Genomic DNA, 12,621 nt, shown 5'->3' on the forward strand with positions numbered 1-12,621 from the left:
TTTTCCTCCAAGATACTACTTATTTCTTATTTCTAATAATTTTTTTCTAAATGCTTGAGCAGTTGCTATGATCTCTTCATCTGTTCCAGAAGCTAATTTTCCTCCAGCTCCTACTGCTATTACACCATTTTTAAACCATTCTTCCATATTGTCTAAACTAACTCCACCAGTAGGCATTATATTTGCATGAGGTAATGGAGCTTTTACAGCTTTTACAAATGAAGGTCCAAAAGCACTTCCAGGGAATAGTTTTATAATATCAGCACCATATTGCATAGCTTTTGTCATCTCAGTTATAGTCATACAACCTGGCATATATGGTACTTGATAAAGATTACATAACTTAGCAGTCTCTTTATCAAATCCAGGTGACACTATAAACTCTGCTCCAGCAAGTATAGCTATTCTAGCAGTAGCTGCATCTAATACAGTTCCTGCACCTATAACCATTTCATTATTTGTATCTTGCTCTTTAAGAGCTTTTATAACTTCAGTTGCTCCAGGAACAGTGTAAGTTACTTCAATAGCTGGTATTCCACCTTTTGTACAAGCCTTAGAGATTCTAACTCCCTCAGCTACATTCTCTCCTCTTACTACAGCTACAATTCCTATATCAGCAAGTTTTTCTAATATTTTATATTTTTTTAGCATTTCGTTTCCTCCTAAAAGAAAAATTTTGTTTATTTCTTACTATAAATATATAATAATTTTATCTTAAATTCAAGAAAATAATTCAGCATTAAGTTTTATATATGAAACAAAAAGATACTAGTATATTTTAAATATCCTAAAATATTGTATAATTTCTACTTTCAAAAAAATATTTTTTTCATATATAAAATTTTTTAGACTATCAAATAATTTTTCTATAATTTTTTAAAATATGATATAATAGCTGTTGTAAAATCTATTTAATTAAAAAAGGAGAAGATTTATGAAAAAAAGATTATTAATAGGTTCTATACTTTTAAGCTTTTCATTATTTGCTCAAGACATCTACAACGAAAGCTTAAAAAAATTAGATATGTTTGAAGTAGTTAACACTTACTCTCAAGAAAAAGTTGAAAAGAACCTAAAAAACTACAAAAGATTAAAAAAAGAGAAGTTAGATGAATTGATTTCAAAATCTGTACTAGTTGATCTAGGTGCTATTACAATTGATGAATTAAATAGTTCTAAGGATATTGAAAACATCTTAAACACATACGTAGATAACTATAAAAACTCTCATCAAAATTATCTTGGAAATGTTTCAGATAAAAATATTATTAATAGAATGAACCAACAGTACTCTTCTTTTGAAGTAATCAAAAAAAATCCACTAATTGATAGTTTAAATATAGCTCTATCTAAAGGATTAACAACAGGGTATAATGTTAAAAGAAAAGATGCAGTTACCAATTTTAATCCTGAACTCTCTTTAACTTATGGTCACAATGGTATAAAACATGCTGGACAACTTCTAGCTCTTATGAAGAGTGAGCATCTTGATGCAAAAGTTCAAATTGAACCTAAAACTTCAGCTTATCTCCATATGCCTGATTGGGGAGAACCAGCTACTCCTAATATTGTAATGAAAAATGGACAGATTGTTATCACTCCTCTTGAGTATGATCTACAATTTGAGTTTAAAAATAAAGATGAAAAATTACAATTTATAAAACTTATTGAAAAGTATGCTAAAAAAGATGAGGTTGATGAAAAGGGACTTATCTTTGATTCTTGGTGGCAACCTTTTATGCAAACAGAAAAAGTTGAAGGTTTTGAAAAGTTAATTGTCAATATTGCTGAACAAGACGATTATGTTGCTTATGTACTAACTTTACCTGAAAAATCAAATGCCTTAATAAAAGAATTAGCAAAAAATAAAAATATAAAATTAAAAACAAAAGAGATCTATGTAAACCCTTCATTTTATAGATTTATGTTGGGAGAGTATAAGTAAACAAAAAAGCTAAGGAGAAGAAACTCTCTTTAGCTTTTCTATTTATTGCTATAAATTATCTAATATATCTTTTCTACTGCCCCTGCAAATAGTTCCCAAGGAATATGTTTTTCCTTAAATTCCACCATCAAATTTAACCCCGGAGTCATATGTTCAAACATTCTTTGATAAGCTTCACAGAAATAACTTATTCTCTCACCTGATGAATTTAAATTAATAAACCTATGTTTTGGACAACCACCATGACATAGTTCAAGCCACTTACACTCTCTACATTTAGAACTAATATCCTGTTTTTTTTGAGATAATTTATCACTTAGCCCTTCAATCTCATTCAAGTTTAATTCTTGAAAATTTCCAATCTTAAACTGAGATTCTGGATAAACAAAGTGATCACACTGATATAGCATTCCATCACTCTCTAATGCTATATTACTTCCACCACACTTCTCTCTAAATATGCAAAGAGTTGGTTCATACCCTGAAAATCTTGTTAATAATGAATCAAACATACGAATTGAGATTTTAGTTATATCCTTTTTTATCCAAACATCAAAAATTTTATTCATAAATTCTGAATAAGCTACTGGATCAACTGAAAAGTCACTCACTCTTGCATTAAATTCTCTGTCATCTATCCAATTAGGTTTAAAATTTTCATCATTATCCAATGTTTCTACAACTGGAATAAATTGCATAAATTTCGCTCCTATAGATTTAAGAAATTTGTATGTTTCTAATGGATATTTCACATTAAAATTGTTTACTACTGTAAGAGTATTATATTCAACTCCATATTGTTCTAAATATCTCAATCCTTTACTAACTTTTCTAAATGTACTTCCATTGTTCACGGTTCTTCTGTAAATATCGTGAATTTCCTGATCTCCATCAATTGAAATTCCTACTAAAAATTCATGTTTTTTTAAGAATTTAGCCCATTGTTCATCAATTAATATCCCATTTGTTTGAATGGCATTATGAATCTTTTTATCAAATAATCTTGCTAATTCTTTTTGATAGCTAACAACTCCCTTATAGAAATCTAACCCAGCTAATAGTGGTTCTCCACCCTGCCAAGTAAAATATATATCTCTATCTTTACCCTCTGTAACTCTTTTTTCTATAAATTTTTTTGCTGTTTCTAAATCCATAAACTTAACCTTTTTATTAAGTTCAGAGTGCATAAACTTCTCTTTTTCTAAATAAAAGCAGTATTTACAAGCTATATTACATTGAAAACTAGTAGGTTTGATCATGAAATTTAACATAATATTTTCCTCCAAAACAAAGTTCTATTATTTAGTAGCAGGTACTTCTTCAGTTGCTTTAATTAATTGTTCATACTTAGGTAAATTGTTTGCTGTATTAGGTTTTACTGCTTGAGTTGTTAAATAATTTCTCATTTTAGCTTTTAACTCTTTTACAACCTCTGGATGTTTTTCAATTACATTATGGATCTCTTGTGGATCTTTTACTGAATTGTAAAGAGCATATGAATTATCTCCTACATAATAGTGTAATGTCCAAGTATTATCTCTAACTGTCCATGAGAACTCTGATAGACTCTCCATATATGGGTTTACTGGGTAATAATCAGATTCTCCTGTTACATATTTATCATAATCTCTCCAGAAAGGAATATTTATTGGATCCCAGTGGAAAGCTCTAGGTTGTGCCCAGTATAATTCTTTGTGTGGATTTCCTTTAACCTCTTTTTTCAAGTATGGTAATAAGTTAACTCCATCTATTTTTTCTTTCCACTCTTGTGGAACTTCAATTCCTGCTGCTGCTAAAGCTGTTGGCATATAGTCTATAGTTGATACCATTTTATTGTATTTTCCAGCTTTTAATCCAGCTTTCCATGTTATAAATCCTGGTATATGTACTCCTCCATTAAATGTTTCCCCTTTATTTCCAGTGAAAATTCCATTCATAGGTAATGGTGCATCTATAACTGATCCATTATCTGAGAAGAACATAATTACAGTATTATCCAATTTTCCATCTTTTTCTAATTGATCTATTATTCTTCCTATATTTTGGTCTACTGCATATATAGATTCATAATATTTATCAACTTCTTCATTTCCTGTATTAAAAATTCTATATTTTTCTGGTGCATGTTGTTCTAGTGGTATGTGAGGTGCATTGTATGCTAGGTAAATAAAGAACGGATCATTTCCTGCAGCTTCTATTCTACCTAATGCTTCATTTGTCAATTGATCAGTAATATATCCTTCAGCTGGTACTACTTCTCTATTTTTGAATAAGCTAGGTGAATTATAATATGCTGTTCCTGCAGCATGGAATCCCATAAAATAATCAAATCCTCTATTTTGTGGTTGGAAAGGTTCATCACAGAATGTAGTAAAGTTATCATGGTAATCTCTTGTTTGTTTTTCTTTTGGAACAGGAACATTTGTTATTCTTCCTAAATGCCATTTTCCAATAGCAGAAGTTTCATATCCATGATTTTGGAATAACTCTGCTAAAAACTTATGATCTACAGATACTCCGTCTTGAGCATCATCATTACTATAAATTCCAAATCTTGATGGAAATTCAGAAGTCATAAATCCAGCTCTTGATGGTCCACTAACTCCATGACACACAAAGTCTTGAGTAAGCATAATTCCTTGATCTTGTAACTTTCTCAAATTAGGTGTAGATTTTTTAGCAGCTTCTATAGCTTTATCTACATCCACTTTGTATCTGTCTGGAATAACTTTTGTAGCCAACACTTTTTTATCAAAAGCCTTTTCATCAAAATTAAGTTGTCCATATCCTAAGTCATCCATTGAAATAATAATTACATTTGGTTTTCCTTCTGTTTTGTATTCTGTAGGTACAAAACTTTGATTGAATGCTACATTTGTTGCTGTTCCTTTGTCTTTTACATTTGTTGCTGCATAACTTCCAGTGGCAAATGTTCCTAACAAAAGAAGAGTTAAATACTTAGATCCGTTTTTCAAATTTAACATCAATTCCACCTCTTTTTATTATTTTTATTATTATAGTCTGTTATTATAATAATACATAATCTATTATATACAGACATATAAAACTAATATAATATATATTAATTCATTTTTTATTTGTTGTCAATCTTTGTTTTTTTACTTTTCTTTGTATACAAAAAAATTAAAAAATTTGATCTCAATTATTTTTTTAGTGTCAATATATATAGTTTTCTTTTTTAAAAAAATATCTATTTTTATTTAAATTTTAAAATTCATATTTTTTTTAAATAATGAATTTTTATTTTTTCAATGTTTTATTCTCTATAAAATATGATAGAATATTATGACAACTTTATTTCTAACTAGGAGGGTTATTATGAAAAAGCTATTTTTCTTTTATTTCATTATTTTTTTTAATATATCTTTTGCTAAATATGAAAAACTCTATAATATCGAAGTTACAAAAAATAATAGCAACGTTGGAGAAACTATACAGTACTCAACACTTACCCCTAAATTCTCCAAAGATAATAACTATTTTTTTATGTTTAAAGAGAATAGAATGTATTTAAACTCTTTTTTAGTTAAAGTTACACATAATGAAATCAATCCTTCAAAACAATTTTTTAATTATTTTGTACTAAGAGTAAAAAAGTCCAATGAAAATAATAATACTATTATTAAAAATACCTTTAGTGAAAATATTAATGAAAATGAAAATATTTTTATTTTTAGTTGCTCTGAAAAAATTACTGAAAATATATATACTCCTATCTATTTTAATATGTTTTACAGAAATGGTAAAACAGTCAGCATATATAGGCTAGCTAAGAGAGAAGAAGTTAAAAATCTGTTAGATTATATAACTAAAAATAACCTTTTAGATGAAGTTGAAAAAAATAGTTTAAAAATATTTCTAAAATATATTGACAAATTCTCATAAATAGTATATTATAAATGAGTAACTAACGTGCCTGGATGGCGGAATGGTAGACGCGACGGACTCAAAATCCGTTTCCTGTTGAAGGAGTGAGGGTTCAAGTCCCTCTCTAGGCACCACTTAATTGAAGTATAAAGCTCTCGAATTTAAAATGAGGGCTTTTTTTATTTATAATTTAGTTTATCTGAAACTCTTGTATATAAAAAGAAAGTTCTTTCTTTTTTACCAACACTATTTGACAAAAAGCAAAAATAGAAAAAATAGTGTCTCAGGATCTCTGAAAAATCCATCAACACTATTTTATTATACACCTCTTATAAAGTTCCTCATAAACTTATATAATTTTTATCATTTGTAACAGCTTTTCTTCATTTTCTGTACTATTCTTTAATAATTTAAAATTATTTTCTCTATAGAAATTAATTAGCTTAGGATTATCTTTTAACTCCACTAAAATTACACGTCCTGCTATAATTTCACTAGCTTCTTCTATATAATCACAAGCATATTGTAAAATTTCTGCTCCTAATATTTTATCCTTATTTTTGTCGTTTTTTCCAATTTGTCCAATTAGAAAAGTTGAAACTTCTGAGACTCCATTATATAGTCCATCTATTTTCTTTCTTTGACTTTTAGATAGCTCTTCAGGTAAATAAAGAACTTTTGTGGACAATGCAAAATATGCTAAAATATCAAATTCACCATTTGAAAATTTTTCTTCATCTAAAATAAAATAATTTCTCACTTTATTTTTCTCTTGGAATAAAAAAGCTTTATTTTTTAGAAAAAACTCAATATCTAAATCTTTACTACATGAAAAATCATTAATAAACTCTTTTACAACTTCTTCTGGAAGAAATTCTATTATTTCTTGTAATGAGAGGCAAATTGTGCTAATAGCTCTCTCCCCCTTTTTCTATTTTTTTCAAGTGATTCTTTTCTTCTACAAATTTCTTCTGGATCTTTCTTAGGAGTATCTGACACTAATGCATCTATTATTGTATCTACTGCTTCTTTACCTGTTACAACTATTTTTCTAGTAAAAGATGATGTTGCCATATTTTTCAACCCCTTTCTTAAATAATTACTTTTCCACATTATACCATAAAATTTGAAAAAGTGAAACCACACTAAGAAAGTCTTAAATTATTTTTAATTAAATATTTTTAATACACATTCTTACAAGTTGTATCCCGTCAATTAAAATAATATTTTTATCTCTTGCTAACTCTTTAATTCTATCACTAAACTCTCCTGTACAAACTAAAACTTTATAAATATTATTAATTTTATCTTCTATTCCTTCAATTTTCTCTTTAGACTTAACGATATCTTCAAGTTGTTTTATTCCTTCATCTTCATTACAAATACCATCTTTTTTCTTAATCTGTACATATACTCTACAATTTCCTATTTCATCATTGACTTCACTTAATAAAAGGAAACATATTCCACTCGAGAAATTTAGGAATAAGAATTATATCTCCCTCTTTCATCTCTAACATTTTTCTTAGGTTACTGTTTTTATTTCTAAGATATCTTCTAGCTTCGTCAGTATCTCTCCAACCTTCTGGACAAGCATTAACCCATTCCTCTTGATTTCTCTCTTCTCCATTTTCATCAAGTAAGGATAAATTCTCCAAACCCCAACCTTGTTTTAAAATACCTTTTTCCAAATTTTCCTTAAAATAATCCCTGTCTGAATAATCAATTCTAAATATGTAGTAGTTCATATCCTTCTCCTTCATATTAAAATCACTCTCCTTTTTATTATTGGTAGAATACCTTTAACGTTTAGGAAAGTGATTTTCAGTTAATTTTTAAAATTTGTTAGAAAATTTTTCAAAGTTGTTAGCCACTTCAAAATTTATATCTTCTGATATTGCTTTAAAGTGTTTTCTTCCACATTTAATCTTTAAATTTTCAGTTTCTCTTCTATCTCCTTCAAAAGTAGAACCTTTAGTTTCAACAACAAAATATAACTTTTCTTCATCTTTATATAGATCTGGTTTAACTAATACAGCCCAATCTGGATTATAGTTTCCTAATGGAGTAGGTATTTTAAACCAATTAGGAAGTTTTGTATAGACTAACACATTTTTATTACTTTCTAAGTTTTGAGCAAAATCTCTTTCTATATCAGAATCATAAACTATATTATTATATGGAGATTTTGTACTTTCAATCATGTTTCCTTGATTATTCATTTCTGTTTTTAAATATCCAAAAAGTTCTTCCTCTTCAAAAATTTCTTGTGAGTAGTATTCATTATCTCCTATCTTTTCATACTTGATTCCGTCAACTATAAAGCTTTTCATAGCTTTTTTTATTGCATTACTTGCTTGTTCTAAATATGTTTGAGGATCTTTTTTAAAATATTTCAATGTTTCAGTCTTTATTAAGATTTCAACTATACTTTTTCTTGTAAGATTTGTTTCATTTTGTAGATAACTAACTATATCTGGAAGTTTAAATCTATTTTTCACATCCATTTTTTCATGTTCAGAAGTAGTAAAGTTTTCTTCTATTCCACCTTTAGTAATTGCTAATCTTTTTTTCTCAAATAGAAATTTTTCATTTCTAATATCTATACCATCTTTTAGAAATTCTAAACATTTATTTTTTAACTCTTCACTATCAAAATTAACTTGATAAATAGTTTTATATTTTATCTTATCCCATAATTTTCTAAAATTATCTTCCTCTATGAAAACTTGTTTATTAATACTAATTTTTTTCTTATCATCAGCATTTTTTATAACTAGTTTTCCTGCACTTGATTTTAATTTTCTTTCAATAGCAGGTCTTATATATTCAAACTCTTCTGGTAGTTTTAATATATTTTCTTTTAAATCTATTTTTAATCTATCAGTTGCATTTCCTTTATCATCTATATACTCCTCTTTTATTAAAAAGTTATATATTTCCTCTGATTTTTCATGTCCTAGATATATTTCATTTTCATTTTCTACTTTAGTAACTATATTAGAAAAAATATAATTTTCTATCACTCTAAATTTTATATCCTCTTCTTTTTCCATCTCTTTTTGTAATGAATCAACAAACTCTTCATAAGATTCATTTGCCATTACAGTAAGAGTATTAACATCAAAACCTCTAACTCTTTCTCCATTTTGATTTACTGCTATTCTAAGACCTCTTCCTATTTCTTGCCTTTTTTTCATTTCAGAAGTTGTTTCATTTAAAGTACAAATTTGGAAAACATTTGGATTATCCCAACCCTCTTTTAAAGCAGAGTGAGAAAAGATAAAAGATAACGGCTCATTAAAACTTAATAATTTTTCTTTATCTCTCATTATTTTATTAAACGTATCTTCATCTGCATTTGTTGTTCCTTTTGTATCTTTTTCTTCAAAATATTCTTTTCCATTTTTACTTTTCTTTTTATCCGCTGAAAAATACCCATCATGTGCTACTGATGCTCTTTGATATAAAGGAACTGTTTGATCTCCCATTTCTGAATATTCTGGCACTTCTAAAAGTCTATTGTATTCTTCTTCAAACATTAAAGCATATTTCCCTTTTTTTGCTTCCCCTGTTTCTGGATCATAAGTTCTATAATTTGCAACCTTATCTATAAAGAAAAGTGATAAAACTTTTATTCCTCTATTTTTTAATCTTTTCTGTTTATCAAAGTGTTCTTGAATAGTTTTTCTAATTTGTAATCTTTTTATAGTATCTGGATTTTCTCCACCATTAACTTGTCCAAGTGTAAGAGTTACTTTTCCAAGATCCACAAAAGATTTGCTAGGATCTTGTTCATTATATGTAATTTCATTTACATAATATCCTTCATAAATAGATCTTTTTGCTTTTTCTTGTAAGTCATCTCCTAATTTTATACCTACTTCTTTTCTTTTTACAGTGCTTCCCACCCTTACATCTAACTCAAGTTTTGCACTTATTCCAGATTTGGTAGCTTTTATATTTGTTACTTTTATATATTCAGTATTGTTATTATTTTTAGTAACTCCAACAGTAGCTACCTCTATTTGTTTTACAAGTTGTCTTTCATAGGCATTTACAGAATCTAATTTGAAAACTGGATTATATTTTTCTTTATGTGTTGCTGAATATCTCAATGTACATAATGGATTTAGTTTACTTATAGCTTGTTTTGCATTATCAGTTTCCATATTCTGTGGTTCATCTATTATTACTATTGGATTACATTGTCTAATATAGTCTATTGGTCTATATCCATTAGCTTGATCTCTTTCACGATAAATAACATTTGATTTTTGTTTACTATTTTTTATGTTTTCATCTTCTTGATTATCTTCTTCATTTTGGTTAATATCTTTATTGAAAGCATCTATTGTAATAATCATAATTTGAATAGTATCATTTACAGCAAAGTTTCTTATCATATCAATTTTTTTAGAATCATATATAAAATAGTCATAAGGAACATTATCATATAAAGATTTAAAATGTTCTTTTGTTATTTCAAGAGTTTTATATACTCCCTCTTTTATAGCTATTGATGGAACTACAATTATAAATTTTGTAAAATCATATTTTTTATTTAATTCCATTATAGTTCTAAGATATACATAAGTTTTTCCTGTACCTGTTTCCATTTCAACAGAAAAATTATAATCATTTCCTTTTAAACTTTTAGTTTTAGATACACAATTTTTAGTTTGAATTTTATTTAAGTTTTCTAATATTTCTTCTGGAAAAAGTAAAAGTCCATTACCTATTCCAAGCTCATTTTCTACACTGCCTAATTTTAATTGTCCATTTTGCTTTTCAACTGTAAAAACTGTTTTATTAGTTTCTTGTCCTGCAAATATATCTGTAATAGAGTTAATTGCCTCTAATTGATAGTCTAAATTCTCCTCAAATTTTATTTTCATAATTGGCTCCTTATATGCTTCTTACTTCTTTTATTCCTACTTGCTCTAATTTTTTCATAGCATTTGTTTTATCTACATCATTTTTAAATGCTGAATCCCTTAAAACTACCATAGTTTTAAAATCTTCATCTATTTCAAGTAAGTTTTTGTATTCTTCACATATAGAATCAATTACTTCCATATCAATTTCTTTATCAAGATTAATTAATAAAGTTCCTCCACCTATTGAGTAAAACTTATCATTTTCAATTATAGGAACATTTAAATCTAATCCATATTTTAATAAAATTTCATATAAAATATCTAAAGAACTTCTGTCTGATTTTATATTATCTATTGAATCAAATAGGCTTTGTTCTAAATCTTCTGTTTCACTATCCCACTCTTTAATATTTGATGAATCTAACTTAAATACTTTGAATCCTATATCTGGTACTTTTTTAGGCTCTTCTCCTAATTTTAATTGAGAATTTTCTTTTTCAATCTCTTCTTTTATTTTCTCCCCAGCTCTTCTTATTCTTTCTTTTCCAATTTCACAAATAGTTTTATATCCTGCTTTATATGCTTCTGATTTTTCATCACAAGGTTCTGGAAGTTGTACCATTATATATTTTCTATTTCCACCATCTTCTGAATTAAGTTGCATAACTGCATGAGCTGTTGTAGCTGAACCAGAGAAAAAGTCTAATATTATTGAATCTTTATTAGAGGAAATCAATAATATCTTTTTTATTAAATTTACAGGTTTGGGAGTATCAAAATAATTTTCATTAAACAGTGATAAAATTTCTTTTTTTCCTTCTTTATTACTAGAAACATTATCCCAATAATTTGTTGTTGGTTGTCCTTCACTTTCAAATAAATACATAACTCTTTGAGGAAGAGAATCTCCATTTAAACCAAAATATATTCTCCCTTCTGCTAATAATTTTTTAAAACTACTTTCTGGATATGCCCATGTTCTTTCAAAAATATTTCCAGAAGGACTTACTATTTTATAATTATATCCTCCCCCACGCAAACCTTTTGATACTGTTATTGGAACTCCCCTCCATTTTCCTAAAGTAAATTTTTCATTAGATTCTTTATATGATTTTTTTATATAATCATCTGAAAGAGATTCTAAATTTAAAAATCCATTAAGACTTTTCAAGTAAACAATAATATTTTCTCCTTGTATTGAAATATTTTTAGAATCATTTGAAACTTCTTTTTTTCTCTTCCACATTATATTAGATATAAAATTTTCTTCTCCAAAAATTTCATTACATATTTTTTTTAAATTATCTTGTTCATTATCATCTATTGAAATAAAAATTACTCCATCTTCTGTTAAAAGATTTCTAGCTAGTTTTAATCTAGGGTACATCATACTTAGCCAATCAGAATGGTATCTACCATTTGATTCTGTATTAGTACTTAATTTGTACCCCCCCCCGTGCTATTTTCAGACTTTTGTCCTGTTATAGTTAAATAATTATCTATATTATCTTTAAAATTATCTTTATAAACAAAATCTTTTCCTGTATTATATGGTGGATCTATATATATCATTTTTATCTTTCCGTGATAAGATTTTTGTAAAAGTTTTAAAACTTCTAAATTATCTCCTTCTATATAAAGATTTTCTGTATTTTCCCAATCTTTTGAATCTTCTTTTGATGGTCTTAATGTTCCCGTACTTGTATCTTGTGCTATCTGTCTAGCTTCTGTTTTTCCCTTCCAAGTAAAAGAATATCTCTCCTTATCATTTTCTATTTTTTCTCCTAGTAATTGCTTTAATACTTCAAAGTCTATTTTCCCCTCTGTAAATACCTCTGGGAATATTTGCTTTAACTTTTCCATGTTATCTTGGACTATGTCCATACTTGTTCCTTGTAGTTTTTCCAT

Annotated in this window: 12 protein-coding genes and 1 tRNA gene; 3 read left to right on the top strand and 10 right to left on the bottom strand. The window is 27.2% G+C overall.

Translation table 11 applies throughout. The annotated features are described in order from the left end of the window. Positions 1-15: 15 nt before the first annotated feature. Positions 16-651, bottom strand: a complete 636-nt coding sequence (locus QZ286_RS03565; RefSeq protein WP_291255608.1) for a bifunctional 2-keto-4-hydroxyglutarate aldolase/2-keto-3-deoxy-6-phosphogluconate aldolase — start codon at positions 649-651, stop codon at positions 16-18. 283 nt (positions 652-934) lie between these two features. Between QZ286_RS03565 and QZ286_RS03570 the strand changes: the two genes are divergently transcribed. Next, positions 935-1,945, top strand: a complete 1,011-nt coding sequence (locus QZ286_RS03570; RefSeq protein ID WP_291255609.1) for a hypothetical protein — start codon at positions 935-937, stop codon at positions 1,943-1,945. Between the two features lie 59 nt (positions 1,946-2,004). Here QZ286_RS03570 and QZ286_RS03575 read toward each other — a convergent pair whose 3' ends face one another. After that, positions 2,005-3,216 (bottom strand): anaerobic sulfatase maturase, encoded by a 1,212-nt coding sequence (locus QZ286_RS03575; protein ID WP_291255610.1) that lies wholly within the window; start codon positions 3,214-3,216, stop codon positions 2,005-2,007. Positions 3,217-3,243: 27 nt separating this feature from the next. Beyond that, a complete protein-coding gene (locus QZ286_RS03580; protein WP_291255611.1) occupies positions 3,244-4,929 on the bottom strand; it encodes a sulfatase-like hydrolase/transferase in 1,686 nt (561 codons plus the stop codon). Between the two features lie 355 nt (positions 4,930-5,284). On the opposite strand from QZ286_RS03580, the gene QZ286_RS03585 reads away from it, so the two are divergent. Beyond that, a complete protein-coding gene (locus tag QZ286_RS03585; RefSeq protein ID WP_291255612.1) occupies positions 5,285-5,851 on the top strand; it encodes a hypothetical protein in 567 nt (188 codons plus the stop codon). 29 nt (positions 5,852-5,880) lie between these two features. Beyond that, positions 5,881-5,967: transfer RNA gene (locus tag QZ286_RS03590), tRNA-Leu, on the top strand. Between the two features lie 215 nt (positions 5,968-6,182). On the opposite strand, the gene QZ286_RS03595 is transcribed toward QZ286_RS03590, so the two are convergent. The 7 genes from QZ286_RS03595 to QZ286_RS03620 all read right to left on the bottom strand — a co-directional run bounded on the left by QZ286_RS03595 (position 6,183) and on the right by QZ286_RS03620 (position 12,621). Beyond that, entirely contained in the window at positions 6,183-6,593 is a 411-nt protein-coding gene (locus QZ286_RS03595; protein WP_291255613.1) for a hypothetical protein, read from the bottom strand. 119 nt (positions 6,594-6,712) lie between these two features. Beyond that, positions 6,713-6,907 carry a hypothetical protein gene (locus QZ286_RS03600; RefSeq protein WP_187423099.1) on the bottom strand — a complete coding sequence of 65 codons (195 nt, stop codon included), beginning with the start codon at positions 6,905-6,907 and terminating at the stop codon, positions 6,713-6,715. Between the two features lie 97 nt (positions 6,908-7,004). Next, positions 7,005-7,298 carry a restriction endonuclease gene (locus QZ286_RS10290; protein ID WP_367243728.1) on the bottom strand — a complete coding sequence of 98 codons (294 nt, stop codon included), beginning with the start codon at positions 7,296-7,298 and terminating at the stop codon, positions 7,005-7,007. Continuing rightward, positions 7,276-7,596, bottom strand: a complete 321-nt coding sequence (locus QZ286_RS03605) for a hypothetical protein (RefSeq protein ID WP_291255614.1) — start codon at positions 7,594-7,596, stop codon at positions 7,276-7,278. Before QZ286_RS03605 ends, QZ286_RS10290 begins: the two co-directional genes overlap by 23 nt. 72 nt (positions 7,597-7,668) lie before the next feature. Beyond that, positions 7,669-10,731 carry a DEAD/DEAH box helicase family protein gene (locus tag QZ286_RS03610; RefSeq protein ID WP_291255615.1) on the bottom strand — a complete coding sequence of 1,021 codons (3,063 nt, stop codon included), beginning with the start codon at positions 10,729-10,731 and terminating at the stop codon, positions 7,669-7,671. A 10-nt stretch (positions 10,732-10,741) separates the two neighbouring features. Next, positions 10,742-12,100 (bottom strand): site-specific DNA-methyltransferase, encoded by a 1,359-nt coding sequence (locus tag QZ286_RS03615; protein ID WP_291255616.1) that lies wholly within the window; start codon positions 12,098-12,100, stop codon positions 10,742-10,744. A gap of 50 nt (positions 12,101-12,150) precedes the next feature. Next, positions 12,151-12,621 (bottom strand): hypothetical protein, encoded by a 471-nt coding sequence (locus QZ286_RS03620; protein WP_291255617.1) that lies wholly within the window; start codon positions 12,619-12,621, stop codon positions 12,151-12,153.

Source organism: Fusobacterium sp., from assembly GCF_019012925.1.
Classification (GTDB): Bacteria; Fusobacteriota; Fusobacteriia; order Fusobacteriales; family Fusobacteriaceae; genus Fusobacterium_A.

Excerpts from the sequence above, each read along its gene's own strand:
- QZ286_RS03615 (WP_291255616.1), bottom strand. The coding sequence starts at position 12,100 with ATGTACCCTAGATTAAAACTAGCTAGAAATCTTTTAACAGAAGATGGA.
- QZ286_RS03610 (WP_291255615.1), bottom strand. The coding sequence starts at position 10,731 with ATGAAAATAAAATTTGAGGAGAATTTAGACTATCAATTAGAGGCAATT.
- QZ286_RS03600 (WP_187423099.1), bottom strand. The coding sequence starts at position 6,907 with ATGGCAACATCATCTTTTACTAGAAAAATAGTTGTAACAGGTAAAGAA.
- QZ286_RS03570 (WP_291255609.1), top strand. The coding sequence starts at position 935 with ATGAAAAAAAGATTATTAATAGGTTCTATACTTTTAAGCTTTTCATTA.
- QZ286_RS03575 (WP_291255610.1), bottom strand. The coding sequence starts at position 3,216 with ATGTTAAATTTCATGATCAAACCTACTAGTTTTCAATGTAATATAGCT.
- QZ286_RS03580 (WP_291255611.1), bottom strand. The coding sequence starts at position 4,929 with ATGTTAAATTTGAAAAACGGATCTAAGTATTTAACTCTTCTTTTGTTA.
- QZ286_RS03605 (WP_291255614.1), bottom strand. The coding sequence starts at position 7,596 with ATGAAGGAGAAGGATATGAACTACTACATATTTAGAATTGATTATTCA.
- QZ286_RS03585 (WP_291255612.1), top strand. The coding sequence starts at position 5,285 with ATGAAAAAGCTATTTTTCTTTTATTTCATTATTTTTTTTAATATATCT.
- QZ286_RS03565 (WP_291255608.1), bottom strand. The coding sequence starts at position 651 with ATGCTAAAAAAATATAAAATATTAGAAAAACTTGCTGATATAGGAATT.
- QZ286_RS03620 (WP_291255617.1), bottom strand. The coding sequence starts at position 12,621 with ATGGAAAAACTACAAGGAACAAGTATGGACATAGTCCAAGATAACATG.